The sequence below is a fragment of the Candidatus Pelagibacter sp. PS_28 genome, from assembly GCF_059417885.1.
The window spans coordinates 491,033-516,793 of sequence record NZ_CM182070.1; the positions used below are offsets into that span (position 1 = coordinate 491,033).

The window sequence follows — 25,761 nt, forward strand, 5'->3', positions numbered from 1 at the left end:
ATTTTATGCGATTTGTTTTTGTTAATAAACTAATAAATTATTCAAAGAAAAATAAAAACGTATATCTGATAACTTCTGATTTAGGATATAGAGCTTTTGAAAAATTTGCTAAATTATTTCCAAAAAGATTCATTAACGTAGGGGTTTCTGAAAACAATATGATTGGTATCGCAGCAGGTATGGCTGCCAGTGGAAAAAAAATTTTTGTATACTCTATATTACCTTTTGTAGTTTTTAGATCATTGGAACAAATTAGAAACAATATTGTTCATAACAATTTGGATGTAAATATTATTGGTGCAGGAGGTGGGTTTAGTTATAATGTTCAAGGAATTTCACACAATACATCTGAAGATATTTCAGTTTTAAGGTCATTACCGAATTTATCTATTCATAATCCAGGATCAAGATTGGAAGTTGAATTTATTCTAAAATCTATGTTTAAAAGTAACAGACCATGTTTTGCAAGATTAGGAAAATCTCCAGATATGGATTTTTATAAAAAAAAAATTAATAGTACGAATGACTTAATTTTAACCAAAGGAAATGATTTAACAATATTTACCACAGGAAATATTTTGGAAAATGTTTACAAAGCTGTCAAAAATCTTGAGAAAGACAAAGGTTACAAAATTAAATTAATAAGTATACCAACTTTAAAACCAGCAAATGAAAAATTTATTATAAAGAATGTAAATGCTCCAAGAGTACTCTCCATAGAAGAAAATATAAATATTGGTGGACTTGGATCTTTGATAGCCATGTCTATATTTAAATATAAAAAAAATAAAAGAATTCATTTTAAATCTCTCTCTTTAGAGGATATCATTCATAATAAAATAGGATCTCAAGACTATTTAAGAAAAATAAATAAACTAAATATTGAAAATATAAAAAAATTAATAATAAAATTTTTACGTGAAAAATATTAAAGAACAAACATTATCTGCTGTTATTGCTTGTTACAAAGATGGGGAAGCAATACCAATAATGCACAAAAGGTTGACTGAAGTATTTAATAAAATTGGATGTAATTATGAAATAATATTTGTTAATGATGGAAGTCCAGATAATTCAGAAGAAATTTTAGAACAAATCTGTTTGATTGATAAAAATACTACTGCAATATTTCATTCAAGAAATTTTAATTCTCAAAATGCTTTCACTTCTGGAATGAAACAGGCAATAGGTGATGCTGTTATTTTATTAGATGGTGACCTTCAAGACCCCCCAGAACTAATTGAGGATTTTTTTGAAAAATGGAATGAGGGTTATGATGTTGTTTATGGTTCAAGAGTGGAAAGAGAAGCTACAGTTTTAATGAATTTTGCTTATAAAACATTTTATAGATTATTTAATAAATTCTCATATTTAGAAATTCCTTTAGATGCAGGGGATTTTTCATTAATGGATAGAAAAGTGGTTGATGCTATTAATAACACTTCTGAAACTGATCGTTTTATTAGAGGACTAAGAGCTTGGGTTGGTTTTAAGCAAGTAGGAGTACCCTATAAAAGAGTAGAAAGAAAATTTGGAAAATCTACCAATAATTTTTTAAAAAACTTAAACTGGGCCAAAAAAGGACTTTTTTCTTTTTCATATTTTCCATTAGAATTTATGTCTTTATTCTCGTATTTAATTGTTGCCCTTTCTGCGGTTGCTTTAATTACTTATGTCATATTTTATTTTCTTTATCCTGGGGCACCAAAAGGTATTACGACACTAATAGTCCTTGTTTTATTTATTGGAGGAATACAGCTTTTGTCTATTAGTATTTTATCTGAATATATTCGAAAAGTTTTAGATGAAACCAAAAAAAGACCACTTTATATAATCAAAAAAATTTTGAATAATAAAAAAAGTAAATAATCCAGCAAGACTCTCCTGATAAATTAAAGAAGAAAACAAAACTACTACATAACTTTCAAGGTCGTAAATATTAAACTTATTTATGATGCTTAAAATAATTAGATTTAATTTATATTATTACTTTCTTTTATTAAGCCATTTATTAGAGTACATACTAATTCTTTAGAATTTAATTATGAGAAAATCATCAACGAATATAGGGATAATTGGATTTTTAGAAAAAATAATCAGGGTCCACCCTCTTGTTTATTGGGTCTTAAGATCTTTGATTAGATATACAAATATTTTTGAAAAAGATTTTGATGGTTTGAAAAAAATATATTTAAAAAATAACATAAATATTATTGATGTTGGAGCTAGTGATGGCTTGGCTGTAAAATTTTTTTTGAATAATCTCTCTGTAAATAAAGTCATTTGTTTTGAGCCATATAAAGTTTATATAAACATTTTAAAAAAACAAAAAAAAGTAATTGTTAAACCCTTTGCCATTGGAAATAGTAATATTAAAACAAAAATTTTTTTTCCAAGATATAAATTTTTTAATAGAAATTTGGACTTGATGACTTACGCTCACTATGATCATTCCTTAATGCAACATTTTATCAAAGATTTCAAATTCAGAAGTAATCTAAGTATAGGAAGTGGATACCTTAAAATTAAAAAAATTAAAAAATTAAGTCATAAGATAGATTTAATAAAAATTGATACAAATGGATATGAATTAACTGTAATAAAAGGCCTGTATAACATTATTAATAAAGACAGACCTGCATTAATTGTTGAAATAAATAAAGATAGGGAGATTATAGCTAAGTTATTAAAGAATATAGGATACTTTGGTTGTTATTATTCAGTGAAATTAAATAAATTTACAAAAAAAATGGATGTTAATTGTACGAATAAGTATTTTCTTCAAAAGAAACATTTAAATTATATAAAATAACATATATAATTTGTAATCTAAATTTGACTGCCTTGAAAATAAAAAATTGTAGATCCTGTAAATGTAAAAACCTAACTAAACTCTATACGTTAGGAAAACAAACGCTTACTGGAATTTTCCCTCCTAAAAAAAAAACTAAGGTAACGAAAGGTGAGCTTAGTATGGTGATTTGCAACAAATGTAAATTGTTACAATTAGAGCACAATTTTGATGCCAACGAAATGTACGGTGATAATTATGGCTACATGTCTTCATTAAATAAATCAATGATAACTCACCTTAAATTGAAGGCTATCAGTTTAAAAAAAAGATTTAATTTAAAAAGAAAAAATAATATTTTAGATATAGGTAGTAATGACGGGACATTTCTTTCATTTTTTGACAAAAAATTTAAATTAATTGGTTGCGATCCGACAATTAAAAAATTTAGTAAGCATTATAGAAAAGACATTATTAAATACCCTCTCTTTTTTTCTTCTAAACTATTTAAAGATCAAAAATTCAATCTAATTACATCAATTTCAATGTTTTACGATCTACCTGATCCATTAAATTTTGCTAAAGAAATTAATTCCATATTACACAAAGATGGAATTTGGCACATAGAATTAAGTTATATGCCTATGATGATAAAAAATAGATCGTATGACACTATATGCCATGAACATCTTGAATACTACTCTCTTAAATCGTTAAAATATTTATTAGATAAGGCAGGTTTAAAAATTATAAACCTTTCATTTAACCAAATTAATGGGGGCAGTATGGTAGTAGATGTTGCAAAAAAAAAATCAAAACTAAGTGAATGCAAACATTTAATTAATTGGGTTTTAAAGAGTGAGTCATTAAACAAGTATAATGAAATAAAAAAACATAAGCAGTTTTTTAAAGAATGTCAAAACCATAAAATTTTATTAAAAGAATTACTTGTCACATTAAAAAAACAGAATAAAAAAATCTTAGGTTATGGTGCATCTACAAAGGGTAATGTTTTACTTCAATACTGCAACATAGATTCTAAATTATTAAATTATATTTCAGAGGTTAACAGATTCAAATTTAATAAATACACGCCTGGTTCAAATATTAAAATAATTTCTGAAAAAGAAGCTAAGTTGAAAAATCCAGATTATTTGTTGGTACTTCCTTGGCATTTTAAAGACCATATTGTCAAACGTGAACAAATTTTTTTAAAAAATGGTGGTAAGTTAATTTTTCCACTCCCCGACATAGAAATTATTTAATTTAGATGAAAATTTGTGTAGCAATACCCACTCTTAATGAAGAAAAAAATATTTCTATCATTTTTTCAAAAATTAAAAAAACTAAAATTAAGTTAGATATTTTATTTGTTGACGATAACTCAAGTGATAAATCTCAAGAATTAATAAAAAAATTAAGTAAAAAAAATAAAAATGTTAAATATATTTTTAGGAAGAATAAAGTTGGTATTGGTTCAGCACATAAAGATGCAATAAAATATGGATACAAAAAAAAGTATGATTTGTTAATCACAATGGATGCTGACGGAACCCATGATCCTAAATATTTTAAAAAGATGATGTTAAATGCGAAGATTTTTGATTATGTAATTACTAGTAGGTTTATTAAACGAGATTTAATTAAAGATTGGCCAATTTTTCGTAAATTTCTTACTTGCACAAGATACCTGTTAATGAAAATTTTATTAGGAATGGATTTTGATGCAACTGGTGCATATCGTTGTTTTTATTTAAAAAAAATTAATCTTAAAGATATTTTGAAAGCAAAAAATAATGATTATTCTTTTTTTTGGGAAGTTACATATTTAATACAAAAAAAAAATTATAGTATTAAAGAAATTCCTGTAAGATTAATTTATAGAAAGCTTGGTGCATCAAAAATGAAATTTAAACATATTGTAATTTCTTTTGTTCATTTATTAAGAATTTTTATTTTTAAAAAATAATATATTTGAACCAAGTAGGTATATAGAGGAAGCTATTGCTTTAGATGTTAGTACAGGTCGTGACGTGTATGCAATTTATCTTATAACTTTTGTTGATAAAGATTTAAATCCTTCTCCTTAGGAATATGTTACAACATTATTTAAATTATCCCCATAATATCAGTCAAACTTTTACTTTACAAAAATAACAAGGGGTGAATTTATTGAGTGATAGTGCCCCGCATGAAACCGGAACGTGGACATATTGATTTCCGATAAGATATCTTAGACTAATTAAGAATTTTTTTTCAAATAACTTAAATGATGAAACACAATCGCTGCACTATTTGAGATATTTAAGCTTTCTACATCTTTATTTATATCAATCTTAACAAAAAAATCTGTGTACTTTCCAGTATGTTCTCTCATGCCAAAACCTTCAGATCCAAATAAGAGAACATTTTTTCCTTCCCATTTAATATCTGTAAAGTCTTTTTCTCCTCTTGCATCAAACCCATAAACCCAAAAATTCTTTTCTCTTAAATTTTTAAGTGTTGAATTTATGTTTGATACCTCAAAAATATTTATATGCTCCATACATCCACTAGCAGCTTTATACATAAGCTTGCTATCAGATGGAAATTGTCTTTCTTTAACTATTAATCCGTCTATATGAAATGAAGAGGCACTTCTAATTAACGACCCAATATTTCTTGGGTCAGTTACTTCATCAATACAAACAAATGTTAATTTGTTTTTACCTTTTATAAATTCTTTTAAGTCGGGTTGATCGATATGTTCAACTTCTGCAATGTAACCACCATGCATAATTTGATCTTTAGAAGTGTACTTATCTAATTCTTTTTTTGATTTGAAATAAACCTTAACGTCCTCAAGAACATTTTTCTTTGGGTTTTTTCTATGAATATTTTTTTTACTTTCTTCCGTTAAAAAAACTTTTAAAACCTTTCTTTTTGGGTTTCTTAAAGCCTCAATGACCGCATGTTGACCAACGATTAAAAAAGATGATTTATTCATAAATTATCTTTGTTTTATACGTATTTTCCACCATTTTCACAGTAAATCTCGTGTTGCAATTGCATAATAAAAATATATAAAACGCATGTTGTTTGAAGCTTTATTGAGCAAGGGGACACTTCCCCAAAAAGGAGGGGTTCCAGAGCGGTCAAATGGGGCGGGCTGTAAACCCGTTGACTTCGGTCTTCGAAAGTTCGAATCTTTCCCCCTCCACCAATCAATAAATTTTTTTATAACAATGGAGTGTTATTCTTGATGTTGTGCGGGTGTAGTTCAATGGTAGAACGCTAGCCTTCCAAGCTGGATGTAAGAGTTCGATTCTCTTTACCCGCTCCAAGAAAAAAAGAAATTATTAATAAAACTAAAACTGAGGTAAAAACGTAATGTCAAAAGAAAAGTTCGTAAGAAATAAACCACACTGTAACATCGGTACAATTGGTCATGTCGACCACGGTAAGACAACATTAACAGCTGCTATCACAATTACATTAGCAGAACTTGGTGGAGGAAAAGCTGTTGCTTACGATCAGATTGATAAAGCCCCTGAGGAAAAAGAAAGAGGGATTACAATTTCAACTGCTCATGTTGAATATGAAACTGAAAAAAGACACTATGCACACGTTGATTGCCCAGGTCACGCTGACTATGTAAAAAACATGATTACAGGTGCAGCGCAAATGGATGGAGCTATCTTAGTAGTTAATGCTGCTGATGGTCCTATGCCTCAAACTAGAGAACACATTCTTTTAGGAAGACAAGTGGGTATTCCTGCAATTGTTGTTTACTTAAATAAAGTAGATCAAGTTGATGATAAAGATATGATTGAACTTGTTGAAGAAGAAATTAGAGAACTTTTAACTTCATACAAATATCCAGGTGATAAAACTCCTATCGTTAAAGGATCTGCATTAGCTGCTGTTGAAGGCAGAGATGAAGAAATTGGAAAAAATTCTATTGTAGAATTAATGAAAGCTGTTGATGAATTTATTCCTCAACCAACTAGAGATATTGACAAGCCTTTCCTAATGCCTGTTGAGGATGTTTTCTCAATTTCAGGTAGAGGAACTGTTGCAACTGGAAGAATTGAATCTGGTGTTATTAAAACTGGTGAAGAAGTTGAAATCGTAGGGGTTACTGCAACTAAAAAATCAGTTTGTACTGGTGTTGAAATGTTCAGAAAACTTTTAGATTCAGGTGAAGCAGGTGATAACGTTGGTATTCTATTAAGAGGTGTTGAGCGTGATGACATTCAAAGAGGACAAGTTCTTTGTAAACCCGCTTCAATTACACCACACACTAAATTTGAAGCTCAGGCATATGTACTTAAAAAAGATGAGGGTGGAAGACACACTCCATTCTTTACTAAATACAGACCTCAGTTTTACTTTAGAACAACTGATGTAACTGGAGAAGTTACATTACCAGCTGGAACGGAAATGGTTATGCCTGGTGATGACGCTAAATTCACTGTTACATTAATTACTCCAATTGCGATGAGTGAGAAATTAAACTTTGCTATTCGTGAAGGTGGTAGAACAGTTGGAGCTGGAGTAGTAACTAAAATTATAGAGTAAACTCTATAGGAGTGTAGCTCAATTGGTAGAGTGCCGGTCTCCAAAACCGGAGGTTGAGGGTTCGATTCCCTCCGCTCCTGCCAACAAGCTAAACAGTATATTATGAAAAACCCAATAAAATTTATCCAAGAAGTTAAACAAGAAGCTTTTAAAGTTTCCTGGCCTACTGGAAAAGAGACAATGCAAGGTGCATTAATGGTGTTTGCTATGGCAGTTATTATGTCTCTTTTCTTTTTGCTTCTTGATCAAGTACTTAAATTTTTATTGGAAGCTTTACTGAAGGTAAGTATTTAATGAAAAATTGGTATATTGTTCAATCTCACTCAAATTTTGAGAATAAAGTTGCTGGATTAATTAAGGAAGAAGCTGAAAAAGCAAAAATTTCTGACAAAATTGAAGAAATTGTTGTTCCAACACACGATGTAACAGAAGTAAAAAGAGGAAAGAGAATTCAAAGAAAAAAGAAATACTTTCCGGGTTATGTTTTGATTAAAAGTGAAATGGATAATGACCTTTATCATTTAATTAAAAACTTAAAGCGTGTAAGTGGGTTTTTAGGTTCAAAGGGTATTCCCGTTCCTGTTTCTGATAAAGAAATAGAAAAGATTTTAGGACAAATAAAAGATGGTGTAGCTCAGCCAAAATCTGGTATAGAATACAGCATTGGTGAAAAAGTTCAGGTCGTTGACGGTCCTTTTGCATCATTCAGTGGTATGGTTGAAGATATAGATGAAGAGAAATCAAGACTTAAGGTTTCAGTTTCAATATTTGGAAGACCAACACCAGTTGATTTAGAATATAACCAAGTAGAGAAAGCAAGTTAATGGCAAAAGAAATTAGTGGATATATAAAGTTACAAATTATGGGTGGCCAAGCTAATCCAGCACCACCAGTTGGTCCTGCGTTAGGTCAACGTGGAATTAATATAATGGAATTTTGTAAAGCTTTTAACGATAAAACAAAAGCATTTGCTGGAAAACCAATTCCAGTAGTTATCACTGTATATAAAGATAAAAAATTTGATTTTGAAATTAAATCACCACCAGCATCACATTTTATTAAAGAAGCTGCTAAACTTAAAGGTGGATCTAAAGAACCAGGCAGAAGTATTGCTGGATCAATTACAAAAAAACAAGCAGAAGAAATTGCAACCCAAAAGATGAAAGATCTTAATGCTCACGATCTTGAGCAAGCAGTAAAAATTATTGCAGGATCAGCAAGATCAATGGGGATAGAGGTTAAAGACTAATGCCATCAAAAAGATTTAAACAATTACCTGAAAAAACAAAAGATTTAACTGCTGACGTTATTGAAAATTTATTAGCGACTGTTAAAAAAAATTGTAATACTAAATTTGATGAATCAATTGACTTGAGCTTTCAAGTGAATAACAAACAAAAAAAAGGTGAAGTAAATATTAGAACTGTAGTTAACTTACCTGGTGGTACAGGTAAAAAAGTGAAAGTAGCTGTTGTTTGTGAGGATACAAAAGCCAAAGAAGCCAAAGATGCTGGTGCTGATATAGTTGGTAGCGATGAATTTATAGATAAAATTAAAGCAGGTGAACTTAATTTTGAAAAATTAATTTGTACACCAGGTATGATGGTTAAATTATCCAAGCTTGGAAAAGTTTTAGGACCAAAAGGATTAATGCCTAACCCTAAATTAGGATCAGTTTCAGAGGATATTAAGCAAGCTGTAACAAATGCTAAATCAGGACAAGCAGAAATTAGAAACGATAAAGATGGAAATATTGGTGTAAGTATAGGTAAGAATTCTTTTCATGATGATCAATTACTTAAAAATTTTCATGCTATTTTAGATACTTTAGAAAAAGAAAAAGGAAACCTAACTTTAAAAGGTGATTTAATAAAAAATACTTTTATAACGTCAAGCATGGGTGTTTCGTATAAAGTTAAATTAGGAAAAGCTATATAGTTATGATGAACAAGGAACAAAAAAAGAATTACATTAGTGAAATGGAAATACAGTTTCAAAATAATGAAGCTGTAATGGTAACTCACTACCAAGGCCTTACAATGTCTCAACTTGATGAACTAAGAGGGCAAATGAGAGAGCATGGCATTAAATTCACTATAACAAAAAATAGAATTACTAAAATTGCACTAGAAAAAACTAAGTGTAAGGAACTATCAAATTTATTTACAGGAGCTACTGCAGTTGCTTTTTCTAATGATGCAATAATATCAGCTAGAATTTTATCTAAATTTGCCAAAACAAACGAGAGTTTGAAACTTTTAGGTGGAATTATGGGTAATGAGGTATTAGACCAAGCTGCAGTTCAAAATGTAGCAAATTTACCAACACTTGATGAAGCAAGAGCTAACCTTGTGGGAATTTTGGCTACACCAGCATCAAAATTAGTAAGTATTTTACTTGCACGATCCGAAAAAATGAGTAGTTTGAGCCCAGAAAATTCTTAAAAAACAACCTAAAGAGTAAAAAAAAATATGCCTGATCTAAACAAAATTATTGAAGACTTATCAAGTTTAACTGTTGTTGAGGCAGCTGAACTTTCAAAACAGCTTGAAGAAAAGTGGGGTGTTACAGCTATGGCTGCAGCAGCACCAGCAGCAGCAGCAGGTGGAGCAGCTGAAGAAGCAAAAGATGATTTTACAATCATGCTAATTTCTGCAGGCGATAAAAAGATTAATGTTATTAAGGAAGTTAGAGCAGCAACATCTTTAGGTCTTAAAGAGGCAAAAGATTTAGTTGAGGGTGCACCAAAAGAAGTTAAGTCTGGTGTAAACAAAAAAGACGCTGAAGAGATCAAGGCTAAGTTGGAAGCAGCTGGCGCAAAAGTAGAACTTAAATAAATTAATTAGAAAGATTTCATAACTGGTTAATTTATTAATCAGTGATTAGTATTAAATGCAATTATCTTTTACTCAAAAGAAAAATGTAAGAAAAAGCTTTGGAAAGCTTTCAGAAACTTTATCTATTCCAAATTTAATTGAAGTTCAAAAAAACTCATACAAACAACTTACTGATTTTGACAGTGAAGCTGGGGATTTATCAAAAGGATTTGATAGAGTTTTTAAAAGTATTTTTCCGATAGAAGATCTAAATGATAAAGCAACATTAGAATACGTTTCTTATAGACTTGAAAAACCAAAATTTGATACTGAAGAATGTATTCAAAGAGGATTATCTTTTACGTCAGCATTAAAATGTACTTTAAGATTGGTTGTTTACGAAATTGACCAAGAAAATAATACTAAAGATATTTTATCTGCCAAAGAGCAGGAAGTTTATATGGGTGAAGTACCTATGATGACTGATAGTGGAACTTTTATAACAAACGGTGTTCAAAGAGTTGTTGTAAACCAAATGCACAGAAGTCCAGGTGTTTTCTTTGATCATGATAAAGGCAAATCACATGCAAGTGGTAAATTATTATTTAATTGTAGAGTTATTCCTAACAGAGGATCTTGGTTAGATTTAGAATATGATGTTAAAGATTTTTTATATTTTAAGATTGATAGAAAGAAAAAAATATTTGCTTCAACTCTTTTGATGGCTTTAGGTTTAACTAAATCAGAAATAGCTGATGAGTTTTATGATAAAGATACTTATTCATTTGATGCGAAAACAGGTAAATGGAAAACAAAATTTAATCCTGAAAATTACAAAGCAAAAAATTTTTCTGAAGAAGTTACTGATGCTAAAACAGGAAATGTAGTAATTAAGCTTGGTGATAAAATTAATTTTTTAACTGCTAAAAAGTTAGCTTCAGATGGGCTTAAAGACATTCTAGTATCTCAAGAGTCTTTAATTGGAAAATATTTGCATAATGAAGTTAAAGTTAGCGATGATGAAGAAGAAGGTACTTTTGGAATAGGTACAGAGTTAAATGACACTATTATTAAGCAAATTTTAGAGGCTAACATTAGCTCAATTGAAATTTCTATTACTAATTCTATTAATAAAGGACCTTATTTATTAACAACAATCTTAAATGATAAAAATAATTCAAAAAATGATGCAATTACTGAAATTTACAAGGTTTTAAGACCAGGTGAACCACCAACAGTTGAGATTGCTACACAGATATTTAATAACCTATTCTTTAGTTCAGATAGATATGACCTTTCTGATGTTGGTAGAGTTAAGATGAACTCGAGACTTAACCTTGAGTGTTCTGATAAAATTACAATTTTAAGAAATGACGACATAATTGCTATCGTTCATAAAATGTTAGATTTACGAGATGGTAAAGATGAAGTTGATGATATTGATCATTTGGGCAACAGAAGAGTAAGATCTGTTGGTGAACTTGTTGAAAACCAAGCGCGTATTGGTGTTTACAGAATGGAAAGAGCGATTAAAGAAAAAATGACAACTCTTGATATTGAATCAGCAATGCCACAAGATTTGATTAATGCAAAACCATTAACAGTTTCTCTTAAAGATTTTTTTGTAAGTTCACAACTTTCTCAATTTATGGATCAAACAAATCCATTATCAGAAATTACACATAAAAGAAGAGTTTCAGCTTTAGGACCAGGTGGGCTAACTAGAGAAAGAGCTGGATTTGAAGTACGTGACGTTCACCCAACTCACTATGGAAGAATTTGTCCAATTGAAACACCTGAAGGACCGAATATTGGTTTGATTAATAGCTTATCTACTTATGCTAAAATTAATAAATATGGTTTCATTGAAAGTCCTTATAAAAAAGTTCTAAACGGTGTAGTTCAAGATAAAGTTGAATATCTTTCAGCGATGGAAGAAACAAAATATACAATTGCTCAAGCTAATGCAAAAATAGATAAATCTGGAAAAATTTTAGAAGAACTTGTTCCTTGTAGAGAAAATTTGAATTTCGTTTTGTCAAATCCAAGTAAAATTGATTATATTGATGTTTCACCTAAACAGTTAGTTTCTGTTGCAGCCTCTCTAATCCCTTTCTTAGAAAATGATGATGCGAACAGAGCTCTAATGGGATCTAACATGATGAGACAAGCGGTTCCTTTATTAAAACCAGAGTCTCCTTTAGTTGGTACTGGAATTGAAAGTGATGTTGCTCTTGATTCAGGTGTAACTATTGTTGCTAGTCGTGATGGTACAGTAGATAAAATTGATGGAAAAAGAATTGTAATCAAAGCAACTGAAGAAACGGATTTCACTAAATCAGGTGTGGATATTTATAATCTGCAAAAATTTAAAAGATCAAACCAAAATACATGTATTAACCAAAAACCACTTGTTAGAGTAGGTGATAAAGTTAAATCAGGAGATATTATTGCTGACGGACCATCTACTAAACTAGGTGAGTTAGCACTCGGAAAAAATGTGACAGTAGCATTTATGCCTTGGCAAGGTTACAATTTTGAAGACTCTATTTTAATTTCAGAAAGATGTGTCACGGATGATGTATTTACATCAGTTCATATTGTTGAATATGAAGTTATGGCTAGAGATACAAAATTGGGTGAAGAAGAAATCACTAGAGATATTCCAAATGTAAATGAAGAAGCCCTAAAAAACCTTGATGAATCTGGAATTGTTTATATTGGCGCTGAAGTAAAAGCTGGAGATATATTAGTTGGTAAAGTTACACCAAAAGGAGATTCAGCATCTGGACCTGAGGAAAAATTATTAAGATCTATTTTTGGTGAAAAAGCAATCGATGTAACTGACACATCATTAAAAATGTCTCGAGGAAGCAGTGGAACAGTTGTTGATGTTAGAGTATTTAATAGACATGGTATAGAAAAAGATGAAAGATCTATTACAATTGAAAGAGCAGAAATTGATACTGTTCAACAAGACAAAATTGTAGAGGAAGAAATTCTAGAAAGAAGCATAAAACAAAGAGCTAATCAAATTTTATCAGGAGCTTCTTTAACTAAAAAAATAAAAGATTTAGATGAAGGCACCAAACTTGATCTTGAGACAATTAATGAAATTAATATTAACGATGTATTCAAAATAACAGTAGGCAATGTTAATGATGAAGCGAGTATTGCTCAATTAAAAGATCAATACAATCAAGCAAAACAAGATATTCAAGAAAGATTTGAAGATAAGGTTTTAAAAATTAGAAGTGGTGATGATTTATTACCAAGTGTTATGAAAATGGTAAAAGTTTTCGTTGCGATTAAAAGGAGATTAAGACCAGGTGATAAAATGTCAGGTAGACACGGAAACAAGGGTGTAGTCAGTAAAATTGTACCTGTTGAAGATATGCCTTATAGAGAAGATGGTAGACCTGTTGACATTGTATTGAATCCACTTGGAGTTCCAAGTCGTATGAACGTAGGTCAAATCTTAGAAACTCACCTTGGTTGGGCTTGTAAAGAATTTGGTGAAGAAGTTAAAAGATTAGTTAATGAAAATAATAAAAAATTTGAAAAAACTGAAAAAATTTCATCATTCCTAAAATCTGTTTATGGTAAAGAAGTGTTTGATGGTGGAATTGATAAATTAAACAAAACTGAATTTTCAGATTTATGTGAAAACTTACAAAATGGTATAGCTATTTCAACTCCAGTATTTGATGGAGCTAAAGAAAAAGATGTTTCTGAAATGCTTGAGTTAGCAAAATTACCTACTTCAGGTCAAACTAATTTATGGGATGGTAGAACAGGTGAAATGTTTGATAGACCTGTAACTGTTGGTATTATTTATATGCTTAAACTACATCACTTGGTTGAAGATAAAATTCACGCAAGATCTACTGGTCCTTATAGTCTTGTTACACAGCAGCCATTAGGAGGTAAAGCACAACTCGGTGGACAAAGATTTGGTGAAATGGAAGTGTGGGCTCTTGAAGCATATGGAGCTTCGTACACATTACAAGAAATTTTAACAGTTAAGTCAGATGACGTTGCTGGAAGAGTTAAAGTTTACGAAACAATTGTTAAAGGTGAAGAGAATTTTGAGTCTGGTATTCCAGAGTCATTCAACGTTCTAGTTAAAGAAATTAAATCATTAGCACTAAACATAGAGTTAAATTAAATATGAAAAAAGAATTAACAGATTTATTTAAAAATAGTGAAGTTTCTGAAGCACAAAATTTTAATAGCATTAAAATAACTTTAGCTAGCCCTGAAAAAATTAAATCTTGGACATATGGTGAAATTAAAAAACCTGAAACTATTAACTATAGAACTTTCAGACCAGAAAAAGATGGTTTGTTTTGTGCTCGAATTTTTGGACCTATAAAAGATTACGAATGTTTGTGCGGTAAGTACAAGCGTATGAAGTTTAGAGGAATTATTTGTGAAAAATGCGGAGTTGAAGTAACTAAATCTAATGTAAGAAGAGAGAGAATGGGTCACATAAACCTCGCTACTCCTGTTGCACACATTTGGTTTTTAAAATCTTTACCTAGTAGAATTTCATTAGCCGTTGACATGAAGCTAAAAGAAGTTGAAAGAGTTCTTTATTTCGAAAACTTCATAGTTATTGAGCCTGGTTTAACTGGTCTTCAAAAAAATCAATTACTTAACGAAGAAGAATTAGCAAAATACCAAGACGAATTTGGTGAAGAATCTTTTGAAGCTGGTATTGGAGCTGAAGCAATTTTATCTATTCTTAAATCAATGGATCTTGAGCTTGAAAGAAAGCTTTTAATTAATACAATTAAAGAAACAAAATCAAAAGTTAATGAAGAAAGATCAATTAAAAGACTTAAATTGATTGAGTCATTTATTGAAACTGGTCAAAAGCCAGAATGGATGATTTTAACTGTAATACCAGTTATACCACCTGAATTAAGACCTTTAGTTCCATTAGATGGTGGAAGATTTGCTACATCAGATCTTAATGATCTTTATAGAAGAGTTATAAACAGAAATAATCGTCTTAAGAGATTAATGGATTTAAAAGCTCCAGATATCATTGTTAGAAATGAGAAAAGAATGCTTCAAGAATCTGTTGATGCATTATTTGATAATGGTCGTAGAGGAAGAGTAATTACTGGAACTGGTAAACGTCCACTTAAATCTTTAGCGGAGATGCTTAAAGGTAAACAGGGTAGATTTAGACAAAACTTACTAGGAAAAAGAGTAGATTATTCAGGAAGATCTGTAATCGTTGTAGGGCCAGACCTTAAATTACATGAATGTGGTTTACCTAAGAAGATGGCTTTAGAATTATTCAAACCATTCTTGTATGCTAGATTAAATAAACTAGGATTAGCTTCTACAATCAAACAAGCAAAAAAATTGGTAGAAAAAGAAACAAATGCTGTCTGGGATGCATTAGAACTTATTGTAAGAGAACACCCAGTTTTATTAAACCGTGCACCAACGCTTCACAGACTTGGGGTTCAAGCTTTTGAACCTAAGTTAATTGAAGGAGATGCAATTGAACTTCATCCTTTATGTTGTGCAGCCTTTAATGCTGACTTTGATGGTGACCAAATGGCTGTTCACGTTCCTCTAAGTTTAGAAGCCCAACTAGAAGCAAGAATTTTAATGTTATCAACAAATAATATTTTAAGTCCATCAAACGGTAAACCTATCATAGTACCCAGTCAGGATATGATCTTAGGTCTTTACTATTTATCTCAAGCGCCTTTTCAAACTGAAAAGCCAGATGGTTACTTCATAAATAATGATGAAATTGAACATGCACTATCTACAGGTCAAATAAAAGTTCACTCTACTATTGTTTCTAGATTTGAAACATTAGATGAGAAGGGAAACAAAAGAGTTGAAAAGCACTCAACGACAGCTGGAAGATTCTTATTAGCTAATTTACTTCCAAAACATAAAGATATTACTTTTTCAATGATTGATAGATTGCTTCCTAAAAAAACTGTTTCAGAAATTATTGATAGTGTATTTAGATTTTGTGGTCAGAAGACTACAGTTATATTTTGCGATCATTTAAAAGATTTAGGTTTCAAACATGCATTTAAAGCTGGTATTTCTTTTGGTAAAGATGATTTGGTTATTCCTGCAAATAAAGGACAACTAATTGATGATACTAAAAAATTAATTGCAGATTATGAAAATCAATATTCAGAAGGTTTAATTACTAGAGGTGAAAAATATAACAAAGTTGTTGATGCTTGGTCAAAATGTACAGATAAAGTTGCTGGTGAAATGATGAGAGGTATTTCAGCTACTGAAAGTACTCCTGATGGCATGAAGATTAACTCAGTATTTATGATGGCAGATAGTGGAGCTAGAGGTTCAGCTGCGCAAATGAAACAGTTGGCTGGTATGAGAGGTCTTATTGCAAAACCATCTGGAGAAATTATCGAAACACCAATTATTTCTAATTTCAAAGAAGGTTTAACTGCACTAGAATATTTCAACTCAACACACGGAGCCAGAAAAGGTTTAGCTGATACAGCCCTGAAAACTGCAAGCTCGGGTTATTTAACAAGAAGACTTTGTGACGTAGCTCAAGATCTTACTATATCTAAAATTAAGTGTGATAATCCAGGGTTTATTGAATTAGCAGAAATTTTGGAAGGTGGAAATGTTGTTGTTAGTTTATCAGAAAGAGCACTTGGTAGAGTTACAGCTTTCGATGTAAAAAATCCAATCACTGGCGAAGTAGTTATTAAAAAAGAAACAATGATTGATGAAGCTGGTTGCGATAAAATTGATGCAGCTGGTGTTAAATTTATCAAAGCTTATTCAGTAATGACTTGTAGCTCTAAACTTGGTGTTTGTGCTACTTGTTATGGAAGAGATTTATCTAGAGGAAAAATGGTTCATGTTGGTGAAGCAATTGGTATGATTTCAGCTCAATCGATTGGTGAACCAGGTACGCAATTAACAATGAGAACCTTCCACGTTGGTGGTACTGCTTCTGTTAAACAAGAATCTCAGATCGTAACAAAAACAGCTGGAACTTTAAAAATTATAAATTCTAACTTACTAGAAGATTCTAAGAAAAATTTAATTGTAATGGGAAGAAACACTCAATTATCAATTGAAGATAATAATGGAGTTCAAGTTGCTGTTTATAAAGTTGCTTATGGTTCGAAATTATTTTTCCAGAATGGAGATAAAGTTAAAGCAAATGAAAAAATTTGTGAATGGGATCCTTATACAACTCCAGTTATCGCAGAGAAAAGTGGTATAGCTGGTTATGTAGATTTAATTGATGGTGTTTCAATTCAAGAAACAACTGATGATGCAACAGGAATTTCGTCTAAATCAGTTATTGATTGGAGAGCTCAATCTAAAAATACTGATTTAAAACCAAGAATTACTTTAAGAGATGATAAAGGAAATGTTATTAAAAAAGCTGATGATAATGAAGCCAGATATTATTTAGTTCCAGATTCAATTCTTTCAGTGAAAGATGGTCAAAAAATATTTGCTGGTGACATAATAGCTAGACTTCCAAAGGAAACTACTAAAACTAAAGATATTACTGGAGGATTGCCTCGTGTTGCAGAATTATTTGAAGCTAGAAAAGCAAAAGATAGCGCAATAATTGCAGAAAATGATGGCCAAGTTTTATTTGGTAAAGAAGTTAGAGGAAAACAAAAAATTTCCATACAACCAGATAATGGTGAACCTTCAAATTATCTAATTCCAAAAGGTAAACATATTAATTTTAACCAAGGTGAAAAAATAAAAAAAGGTGAGTATCTTTTAGATGGACAACCGTTGCCACATGATATTTTAAGAATACTTGGTATAAAAGATTTAACAGAATACTTTGTTAACCAAGTACAAGAAGTTTATAGGTTACAAGGTGTAATTATTAACGACAAACATATCGAAACAATATTAAGACAAATGCTTAAAAAAGTTGAAATCAAAGAGTCTGGCGACTCGTCTTACTTACCAGGTGAAATGATTGACAGAATTAAGTTTGATAATACAAATGAAAAACTAGTTGCTGAAGGAAAGAATCCAGCATTTGGTGAAAGAGTTTTAATGGGTATTACTAAAGCTTCACTTCAAACTGAGTCATTTATTTCTGCTGCTTCATTCCAAGAAACTACTAGAGTTTTAACTGATGCTGCGATTAAAGGTAAAGTTGACCCATTAAATGGCTTAAAAGAGAACGTTATTGTAGGTAGATTAGTTCCAGCTGGAACAGGTCACATTAAGAACAAATGGAATAAGAATGCCATTGATGCCGATAATAAATTCTTAGCTGAGCAAGAGAAAATTGAGCCTTTAGAGACTACAGAAACTCCAGCAAATTAATAAAAAAAACACGTTTAACTTGTAGTTTTAGTTTGACAATCAGAGATTTAATAGTATTTTGACGCTGTTTTTGGTTGGAATGTAGTACCTACTTTACGGAACTAAACGCTGCCACAAAATAACCTGTCAGTTATTTTCACTCAAAAATATATTAATTAATTAAAAAAATTTATGCCAACTATTAACCAGTTGTTAAGAAAAAAAAGAATTAAACCTGTTGCTAGGAATAAAGTTCCTGCACTTCAGAAACAACCTTTGAAGAGAGGTGTTTGTGTAAAAGTTTACACAACAACTCCTAAAAAACCCAACTCAGCATTAAGAAAAGTTGCTAGAGTTAGACTATCTAATGGTTTTGAAGTTACAGCTTATATTGGTGGTGAAGGTCATAACCTACAAGAACACTCAGTTGTATTAATTAGGGGTGGTCGTGTAAAAGATTTACCTGGTGTTCGTTATCATATCCTTAGAGGAAACCTAGATACACAAGGTGTTGCAAATAGAAAGAAACGTAGATCTTTGTATGGAACTAAAAAAGGTAAATAATTATGTCTAGAAAAAAAACACAACCCAAAAAAGTTGTTACTCCAGACCCAATATTTAATTCTACAATAATCCCTAAATTAATTAACTCAATAATGTACGACGGCAAAAAAGTAGTTGCTGAAAAAATTGTCTATGAAGCTATAGAAAAAATAAAATCAAAAACAAAAGAAGAGCCCATTAATGTTTTTAATGAAGCAATAAATAATATTAAACCAACTGTAGAAGTTAGATCTAGAAGAGTAGGTGGTGCAACTTATCAAGTTCCTGTTGAAGTTAAAACTAAACGTGCACAAGCACTAGCAATTAGATGGTTAGTTGATGCTTCTAGAAAAAGAAAAGACAAACATATGTCAGATAAAATTTTTAACGAACTGTATGATGCTTATGAAAAAAAAGGTTCTGCGGTTAAAAAAAGAGAAGATGTACATAAAATGGCAGAATCAAATAAAGCTTTTGCTCATTTTAGGTGGTAATAAATTATGGCTAGAACACATACATTAAATAAATACAGAAACATTGGTATCATGGCCCATATTGATGCTGGTAAAACTACTACGACCGAAAGAATTTTATATTACACAGGAAAAAGTCATAAAATTGGTGAAGTACATGATGGTGCTGCAACAATGGATTGGATGGAACAAGAGCAAGAAAGAGGTATTACAATTACATCAGCAGCAACAACTTGCTTCTGGAACGATCATAGAATTAATATTATTGATACCCCTGGCCACGTAGATTTTACCATTGAAGTTGAGAGATCACTTAAAGTTTTAGATGGTGCTGTTTGTGTTTTTGATGGTGTTGCAGGTGTAGAACCTCAATCAGAAACAGTTTGGAGACAAGCTGACAAGTATAAGGTTCCTAGAATATGTTTTGTTAATAAATTAGATAGAACAGGTGCTGATTTTTATAGATGTGTTGAAATGATTAAAGATAGACTGGGTTGCACACCTCTACCCATTCAAATTCCTATCGGAATTGAAGCAGATTTAGTGGGTGTTGTTGATTTAGTAAAAATGAAAGCTCAAGTTTGGAAAAATGAAGCTTTAGGAGCTGAGTGGGAATACAAAGAAATACCAGACGATTTAAAAGAGCTTGCTCAAAAATATAGAACAGAATTAGTAGAGTTAGCTGTAGAGCAAGATGAGAAACTGATGGAAGCTTATTTAAATGGAGAAGAAATTAAAGAAGAAGATTTGATTAAATGCATTAGAAAAGGAACATTAAATTTTACTTTTGTTCCAATAACTACCGGTTCTGCTTTTAAAAATAAAGGTGTGCAACCATTGCTTGATGCAACAATTAACTATCTTCCAAGTCCAATCGATATTGGATCTATTAAAGGTACAAAACCTGGTTCTGAAGATGAACTTGATATGAAATTTGACGATAAAGAAGCTTTTTCTGCGTTAGCTTTTAAAGTTGCTAACGATCCATTTGTTGGATCTCTTACTTTTATTAGAATTTATTCTGGTACAATTAAAACTGGTACAGCTGTCTACAACACATCAAAAGACAAAGAGGAGAGAGTTGGTAGAATGTTATTAATGCATGCAAACTCTAGAGAAGATATTAAAGAGGCTAATGCTGGTGATATAGTTGCTCTGGCCGGCCTTAAATATACTATTACAGGGCACACATTATGTGATGAAAATAATCCTGTACTACTTGAACCAATGGAATTCCCTGAACCAGTAATAGAAATTGCAGTTGAACCAAAAACAAAAGCTGACCAAGAAAAAATGGGTGAAGCACTTGGTAGATTAGCAGCTGAAGATCCTTCATTTAGAGTTACCTCTGATGAAGAGTCAGGACAAACTATTATTAAGGGTATGGGAGAATTACACCTAGATATTATCGTTGATAGAATGAAAAGAGAATTCAAAGTAGAAGCAAATGTAGGAGCCCCTCAAGTTGCTTATAGAGAAACTTTACAAAATACTTCTGAATTTGAGTACACTCACAAAAAACAAAGTGGTGGTGCTGGACAGTTTGCAAAAGTTAAGCTTTTAGTTGAACCACAAGAACCTGGCTCAGGAAGATTAGTTGAAAGTAAAATTAAAGGTGGGGCCATCCCAAAAGAATTTATCCCAGGTGTTGAAAAAGGAATTGAAACAATTTCAGATGGTGGAATTCTAGCTGGATTTCCTATGATTGATTATAAAGTAACAATACTAGATGGTTTACATCATGATGTTGACTCAAGTGTTTTAGCTTTTGAGTTAGCAGGAAGAGCTTGTTTTAAAGAAGCTTGCACAAGAGGAACATTAAAATTATTAGAACCAGTAATGAGAGTTGAAGTTGTTACACCTGAAGATTACATGGGAGATGTTATTGGTGACTTAAATAGCAGAAGAGGACAAATTAGTACTCAAGAGCAAAGAGGGAACGCAACTGTTATCACTGCGATGGTCCCTTTAGCTAATATGTTTGGTTATATAAATAGTCTAAGATCAATGTCTCAAGGTAGAGCTCAATATTCTATGTTTTTTGACCATTATTCTAAAGTCCCACAAAATGTTCAGGATGAAGTAACTAAAAAGATTGCAGGCTAATCATTATGGAAAAACAAAATATAAGAATTAAATTAAGAGCATACGACAATAAGATACTAGATGCTTCTACAGAAGAAATTGTAAATACTGTTAAAAGAACAGGTGCCACAATAAAAGGACCAATACCTTTACCAACTAGAATTGAAAGATACACCGTTTTAAAAGGCCCTCACATTGATAAAAAAAGTAGAGAGCAATTTGAAACAAGAACACACAAAAGATTAATTGATATTATAGAGCCAACACCTCAGACTGTTGAAGCTTTAATGAAACTTGATTTAGCATCAGGTGTTGATGTGGAGATAAAAATTTAATTATGAGTGAAATTGCATTAGTTGGAAAAAAAATTGGTATGACTAGAGAGTTCTATAAAACTGGGCGTTTAGTTCCAGTAACTGTTATTAAAATGGAAAAGGCTAGAGTGATCCAAGTTATTGATGAAGAAAAACGTGGATATAAAGCTGTGCAACTAGGGTTTGGTAAAATTAAAGCATCTAAGCTTACAAAGGCAATGAAAGGCTTTTATGCAAAGAAAAATACAGAAGCTAAGAAAAAATTAAAAGAATTTAGAGTTCAAGATACAGAGTTATACAAAGAAGGTAACGAATTTGGTCTTGAAATATTTAATGAAGTTAAGTTTGTTGATACAACTTCAAAAACTATAGGTAAAGGTTTTGCAGGTGCCATGAAGAGACATAATTTTGGTGGATTAAGAGCTACACACGGTGTTTCTGTATCACATAGATCTCATGGATCTACTGGACAAAGACAAGATCCTGGTAAAGTTTTTAAAGGTAAAAAAATGGCTGGTCATATGGGTGATAGAGTTAGAACTATGCAAAACTTAGAGATTATCAAGACAGATATTGAAAATGAATTGCTATATTTAAAAGGATCAATTCCTGGTTCAAAAAATACTGAAATCTTAGTTAAAAAGTCAGTAAAAGTTATAAACAAAATGACTATTAATGAAAAAATTGCTGCTGCTGAAGAAGCTAAAAAAACACCAGATAAAAAGAAAAAATAATGAAAATTGATAAATTAAACTTAGACGGTAAAAAAGATTCAATTGAAGTTTTAGATAAAATTTTCTCTGCTAAAATTAATAAAAGATTGGTTGATAACGTATTATATAAAACTAATGCTAATTACAAAGGTAGACACGCAAAAACTAAACAACAAAATGAGATTACTGGATCTACATCAAAAATTTATGCACAAAAAGGTACTGGTGGAGCTAGACACGCAAGTAGAAAAGCACCTATTTTCGTTGGTGGTGGTGTTGCACATGGACCCAAAGGTGAACTGGCATACAAAAAAAGAAAATTAAATAAAAGTGAAAAAAAACTAAGTATAGCTTCACTAATTACTGAGAAGAATAAACTTAATAATTTGATAATTTTTAGTGATTTTGGAAATGAGATTAAAAAAACTAAAGAAATGCATTCAATTATTAAAAAATTTGAAATTACAAATTCATTAATCATTTTAGACAAATCATCTAAAGAGAAAATTGAAAAGTCAGCTAGAAATATTCCAAACGTTAAAGTTACGGATATTAATCATTTCAGTGCATTTGATATTATAAAGTTTAAAAAAGTAGTTTTTACAGAAAGTTCAATTAAAGAACTAGAAAAGAGATATTCTTAAAATGGATAAAATACATTTATACGATAAAATTCTATCACCAATGGTTACTGAGAAAACTACTAACTTGTCAGAACAAAATAAAATTGTTTTTAAAGTACCAAGAGCTGCAAACAAAACTAATTTGAAGAAAAATATTGAAAAGATTTTTAAAGTTAATGTTACGAAGATAAATATTATCAATAAACAAAATCGAACTAAAGTAACTAGGGGTAAAAAAATTAATGTTCAAGGTTACAAAAAAGCAATAATAACACTTAAAAAGGGTCAAAGTATTGATCTAACATCTGGAATTTAAAAATGGCATTAAAAACATTCAAACCGTATACAAAATCAACAAGAGGAACAATCTTAGTTGATAGAGCTGGTCTTTGGAAAGGCAAGCCATTTAAGGCCTTAGTTGAGCCAAAAAATTCAATGCGTGGAAGAAATAATAATGGACACATAACTTCTCGTAATATGTCAGGCGGTGGGCACAAGAAAATGTATAGGTTGGTTGATTTCTACAGAAAGAAAATCGACATGCCAGGCACTGTCGAAAGAATTGAATATGATCCAAATAGATCTTGCTACATCATGTTAGTTAAGTTTGATGATGGACAACATTTTTACTATTTAGCTCCTCAAAAAATTAAAGTAGGTGATAAAGTTGAAAATGGATCGGAAAAAGAAATTAAAGTTGGAAACTGTATGCCACTTAGAGATATTCCTGTTGGTATCAATATCCATAATGTAGAGCTAAAACCTGGAGCTGGTGGAAAAATAGCTAGATCTGCTGGTACATCAGTTACTATCAGTGGATTAGATGGAAATTACTCATTAATTAAAATGACCTCTGGAGAAGTTAGAAAAATCGACTCAAGATGCATGGCAACAATTGGTGTGCTTTCAAACCCAGATCAAAAAAATATTAAGATTGGTAAAGCTGGAAGATCAAGATGGCTTGGTAGAAGACCTCATACTAGAGGAGTTGTGATGAATCCTGTTGATCACCCACACGGAGGTGGTGAAGGTAAAACTGCAGGTGGAAGACATCCAGTATCTCCAACAGGTCAATCTGCAAAAGGATTAAAAACTAGAGACAATAAGAGTACAGATAAATTTATAGTTAGAAGAAGAAACAACAGGAAGGATTCTAAAAAATAATGGCTAGATCAGTATGGAAAGGACCTTTTGTTGAAGAGAGCTTGATTAAAAAAGTTGAAAAACAAAAATTAGATCCAAAAAAAATGCCTATTAAAACGTGGTCAAGAAAATCAACAATTATTCCTGAGTTTATAGGGGTTAGTTTTTTGATTTATAATGGAAAAAAATTCATTCCAGTTACTATATCTGAAGATATGGTGGGTCATAAATTAGGTGAATTTTCTCCAACTAGAACATTTTTTGGACATACACCAGCTGAAAAAAAAGGAAAACCAGCTGAGAAGAAAAAATAATTATGAATAAAAAAAAGAAAATTAACAGAACTAAAGTAGATACAGTTAGATCTGTAAATAATAATATTAGATCTAGTGTTAGAAAACTTAACCCAATACTTAAAGCAATTGTTGGAAAAAAAGTTGATGTAGCTATTAGAGAGCTTCAATTTTCTGCAAAAAGAATTACTAGAGAAATAAGAAAAACAGTATCATCAGCTGTTGCTAACGCTGAAAATAACAATCAATACGACATAGATAAACTAATTGTTAAAGAAGCATACTGTGGGAAAAAAGTTGTTATGAAAAGATTTAGACCAAGAGCAAAAGGTAGAGCTGCACCAATTTTAAAACCTTATTCAACTATTACAATTATATTATCAGAAGCAAAACAAATGGAGAGTCATGGGTCAAAAAGTTAATCCTGTTGGTTTCAGACTAGGTGTAAACAGAGGTTGGGATTCTGTCTGGTATGCAAAAAAGAAAGATTTTGGAAATTATCTTATCGAAGATTTTAAGATCAGAGCATATATCAAGAAAAATGTTGTTAATTCTGGTGTATCTAAAGTTATGATAGAGAGAACCTCTAATAAATGTTTTGTTACTATTTACACATCAAGACCGGGATTTGTAATTGGAAAGAAAGGTAGCGATATTGATAAAATAAAAAATAATTTATCTAAGTTTACCAACAATGAAGTAACGCTTAATATTAAAGAAGTTAAAAAACCGGAAACAAATGCTTATTTAGTTGCTGAAAATATAGCACAACAATTAGTTAAAAGAATATCATATAGAAGAGCCATGAAGAGAGCTATGCAATCATGTTTAAGACTTGGTGCAAAAGGCATTAAAGTTTCTATTAGTGGTAGACTAGGTGGAAATGAAATAGCTAGAACTGAATGGTTAAGAGAAGGAAGTATACCATCACATACTTTAAGAGCAGATATTGACTATGCAGAAGCTGAAGCATTAACAACATTTGGTATTATTGGAATAAAAATTTGGATTTATAAAGGTGAAGTATTCGCTAAAGAATTTAGCCAAGAAACTAACAAGATAGTTCCTAAAGAGGTTAAAGAATAATT

Annotated in this window: 26 protein-coding genes and 3 tRNA genes; 28 read left to right on the forward strand and 1 reads right to left on the reverse strand. The window is 30.8% G+C overall.

Annotated features, from left to right (window positions below):
- Nucleotides 1-5: 5 nt before the first annotated feature.
- The 5 genes from AC5SMR_RS02605 to AC5SMR_RS02625 all read left to right on the forward strand — a co-directional run bounded on the left by AC5SMR_RS02605 (nucleotide 6) and on the right by AC5SMR_RS02625 (nucleotide 4,760).
- Nucleotides 6-932, forward strand: coding sequence for a transketolase family protein (locus tag AC5SMR_RS02605; RefSeq protein WP_494577272.1), 927 nt, complete (start codon nucleotides 6-8; stop codon nucleotides 930-932).
- Nucleotides 919-1,869, forward strand: coding sequence for a glycosyltransferase family 2 protein (locus AC5SMR_RS02610; protein ID WP_494577273.1), 951 nt, complete (start codon nucleotides 919-921; stop codon nucleotides 1,867-1,869). The genes AC5SMR_RS02605 and AC5SMR_RS02610 overlap by 14 nt, the downstream gene beginning before the upstream one ends.
- A 175-nt stretch (nucleotides 1,870-2,044) precedes the next feature.
- A complete protein-coding gene (locus AC5SMR_RS02615; protein ID WP_494577274.1) occupies nucleotides 2,045-2,812 on the forward strand; it encodes an FkbM family methyltransferase in 768 nt (255 codons plus the stop codon).
- A gap of 32 nt (nucleotides 2,813-2,844) precedes the next feature.
- Complete coding sequence (locus tag AC5SMR_RS02620; RefSeq protein WP_494577275.1) at nucleotides 2,845-4,056, forward strand: class I SAM-dependent methyltransferase; 1,212 nt, start codon at nucleotides 2,845-2,847, stop codon at nucleotides 4,054-4,056.
- Nucleotides 4,057-4,061: 5 nt separating this feature from the next.
- Entirely contained in the window at nucleotides 4,062-4,760 is a 699-nt protein-coding gene (locus AC5SMR_RS02625) for a glycosyltransferase (protein WP_494577276.1), read from the forward strand.
- 273 nt (nucleotides 4,761-5,033) lie between these two features.
- Here AC5SMR_RS02625 and rlmB read toward each other — a convergent pair whose 3' ends face one another.
- Entirely contained in the window at nucleotides 5,034-5,777 is a 744-nt protein-coding gene (gene rlmB / locus AC5SMR_RS02630) for a 23S rRNA (guanosine(2251)-2'-O)-methyltransferase RlmB (protein WP_018414179.1), read from the reverse strand.
- A gap of 130 nt (nucleotides 5,778-5,907) precedes the next feature.
- On the opposite strand from rlmB, the gene AC5SMR_RS02635 reads away from it, so the two are divergent.
- The 23 genes from AC5SMR_RS02635 (at nucleotide 5,908) to rpsC (ending at nucleotide 25,759) form a co-directional block, all read left to right on the forward strand.
- Nucleotides 5,908-5,993, forward strand: a tRNA-Tyr gene (locus AC5SMR_RS02635).
- A gap of 46 nt (nucleotides 5,994-6,039) precedes the next feature.
- Nucleotides 6,040-6,113 (forward strand) — tRNA-Gly (locus tag AC5SMR_RS02640).
- A 47-nt stretch (nucleotides 6,114-6,160) separates the two neighbouring features.
- A complete protein-coding gene (gene tuf, locus AC5SMR_RS02645) occupies nucleotides 6,161-7,351 on the forward strand; it encodes an elongation factor Tu (protein WP_271563404.1) in 1,191 nt (396 codons plus the stop codon).
- Nucleotides 7,352-7,358: 7 nt separating this feature from the next.
- A tRNA-Trp gene (locus AC5SMR_RS02650) sits at nucleotides 7,359-7,434 on the forward strand.
- 19 nt (nucleotides 7,435-7,453) lie between these two features.
- On the forward strand, nucleotides 7,454-7,645 hold the full coding sequence (secE, locus tag AC5SMR_RS02655; RefSeq protein ID WP_006996799.1) for a preprotein translocase subunit SecE: 192 nt from the start codon (nucleotides 7,454-7,456) through the stop codon (nucleotides 7,643-7,645).
- Nucleotides 7,645-8,175: a transcription termination/antitermination protein NusG gene (gene nusG, locus AC5SMR_RS02660; protein ID WP_006996800.1), complete on the forward strand. Its 531-nt coding sequence runs from the start codon at nucleotides 7,645-7,647 to the stop codon at nucleotides 8,173-8,175. Before secE ends, nusG begins: the two co-directional genes overlap by 1 nt.
- Nucleotides 8,175-8,600 carry a 50S ribosomal protein L11 gene (gene rplK / locus AC5SMR_RS02665; RefSeq protein ID WP_006996801.1) on the forward strand — a complete coding sequence of 142 codons (426 nt, stop codon included), beginning with the start codon at nucleotides 8,175-8,177 and terminating at the stop codon, nucleotides 8,598-8,600. Before nusG ends, rplK begins: the two co-directional genes overlap by 1 nt.
- Nucleotides 8,600-9,289, forward strand: coding sequence for a 50S ribosomal protein L1 (gene rplA / locus AC5SMR_RS02670; protein ID WP_494577277.1), 690 nt, complete (start codon nucleotides 8,600-8,602; stop codon nucleotides 9,287-9,289). The genes rplK and rplA overlap by 1 nt, the downstream gene beginning before the upstream one ends.
- A 5-nt stretch (nucleotides 9,290-9,294) precedes the next feature.
- Nucleotides 9,295-9,795, forward strand: coding sequence for a 50S ribosomal protein L10 (gene rplJ / locus AC5SMR_RS02675; protein WP_271627377.1), 501 nt, complete (start codon nucleotides 9,295-9,297; stop codon nucleotides 9,793-9,795).
- Nucleotides 9,796-9,822: 27 nt separating this feature from the next.
- Nucleotides 9,823-10,188: a 50S ribosomal protein L7/L12 gene (gene rplL, locus AC5SMR_RS02680; protein ID WP_006996804.1), complete on the forward strand. Its 366-nt coding sequence runs from the start codon at nucleotides 9,823-9,825 to the stop codon at nucleotides 10,186-10,188.
- Nucleotides 10,189-10,243: 55 nt separating this feature from the next.
- Entirely contained in the window at nucleotides 10,244-14,335 is a 4,092-nt protein-coding gene (rpoB, locus tag AC5SMR_RS02685; RefSeq protein WP_494577278.1) for a DNA-directed RNA polymerase subunit beta, read from the forward strand.
- A gap of 2 nt (nucleotides 14,336-14,337) precedes the next feature.
- Entirely contained in the window at nucleotides 14,338-18,507 is a 4,170-nt protein-coding gene (gene rpoC, locus AC5SMR_RS02690; protein ID WP_494577279.1) for a DNA-directed RNA polymerase subunit beta', read from the forward strand.
- Nucleotides 18,508-18,678: 171 nt separating this feature from the next.
- A complete protein-coding gene (rpsL, locus tag AC5SMR_RS02695) occupies nucleotides 18,679-19,050 on the forward strand; it encodes a 30S ribosomal protein S12 (RefSeq protein WP_006996807.1) in 372 nt (123 codons plus the stop codon).
- Between the two features lie 2 nt (nucleotides 19,051-19,052).
- Nucleotides 19,053-19,523: a 30S ribosomal protein S7 gene (rpsG, locus tag AC5SMR_RS02700; RefSeq protein ID WP_006996808.1), complete on the forward strand. Its 471-nt coding sequence runs from the start codon at nucleotides 19,053-19,055 to the stop codon at nucleotides 19,521-19,523.
- A gap of 6 nt (nucleotides 19,524-19,529) precedes the next feature.
- Nucleotides 19,530-21,608 carry an elongation factor G gene (fusA, locus tag AC5SMR_RS02705; RefSeq protein ID WP_494577280.1) on the forward strand — a complete coding sequence of 693 codons (2,079 nt, stop codon included), beginning with the start codon at nucleotides 19,530-19,532 and terminating at the stop codon, nucleotides 21,606-21,608.
- Nucleotides 21,609-21,613: 5 nt separating this feature from the next.
- The gene (gene rpsJ / locus AC5SMR_RS02710; protein WP_006996810.1) at nucleotides 21,614-21,922 is read left to right on the forward strand and encodes a 30S ribosomal protein S10; all 309 of its coding nucleotides are present in this window, start codon (nucleotides 21,614-21,616) and stop codon (nucleotides 21,920-21,922) included.
- A gap of 2 nt (nucleotides 21,923-21,924) precedes the next feature.
- On the forward strand, nucleotides 21,925-22,635 hold the full coding sequence (rplC, locus tag AC5SMR_RS02715; protein WP_020169484.1) for a 50S ribosomal protein L3: 711 nt from the start codon (nucleotides 21,925-21,927) through the stop codon (nucleotides 22,633-22,635).
- Nucleotides 22,635-23,258, forward strand: coding sequence for a 50S ribosomal protein L4 (gene rplD, locus AC5SMR_RS02720; RefSeq protein WP_020169483.1), 624 nt, complete (start codon nucleotides 22,635-22,637; stop codon nucleotides 23,256-23,258). Before rplC ends, rplD begins: the two co-directional genes overlap by 1 nt.
- A 1-nt stretch (nucleotide 23,259) precedes the next feature.
- Nucleotides 23,260-23,553 carry a 50S ribosomal protein L23 gene (rplW, locus tag AC5SMR_RS02725; protein ID WP_494577281.1) on the forward strand — a complete coding sequence of 98 codons (294 nt, stop codon included), beginning with the start codon at nucleotides 23,260-23,262 and terminating at the stop codon, nucleotides 23,551-23,553.
- 2 nt (nucleotides 23,554-23,555) lie between these two features.
- Nucleotides 23,556-24,401 carry a 50S ribosomal protein L2 gene (gene rplB, locus AC5SMR_RS02730; protein ID WP_006996814.1) on the forward strand — a complete coding sequence of 282 codons (846 nt, stop codon included), beginning with the start codon at nucleotides 23,556-23,558 and terminating at the stop codon, nucleotides 24,399-24,401.
- A complete protein-coding gene (rpsS, locus tag AC5SMR_RS02735) occupies nucleotides 24,401-24,694 on the forward strand; it encodes a 30S ribosomal protein S19 (RefSeq protein ID WP_006996815.1) in 294 nt (97 codons plus the stop codon). The genes rplB and rpsS overlap by 1 nt, the downstream gene beginning before the upstream one ends.
- 2 nt (nucleotides 24,695-24,696) lie before the next feature.
- Nucleotides 24,697-25,095 carry a 50S ribosomal protein L22 gene (rplV, locus tag AC5SMR_RS02740; RefSeq protein ID WP_006996816.1) on the forward strand — a complete coding sequence of 133 codons (399 nt, stop codon included), beginning with the start codon at nucleotides 24,697-24,699 and terminating at the stop codon, nucleotides 25,093-25,095.
- Complete coding sequence (gene rpsC, locus AC5SMR_RS02745) at nucleotides 25,079-25,759, forward strand: 30S ribosomal protein S3 (protein ID WP_011282155.1); 681 nt, start codon at nucleotides 25,079-25,081, stop codon at nucleotides 25,757-25,759. The genes rplV and rpsC overlap by 17 nt, the downstream gene beginning before the upstream one ends.
- The last annotated feature ends 2 nt before the right edge of the window (nucleotides 25,760-25,761 follow it).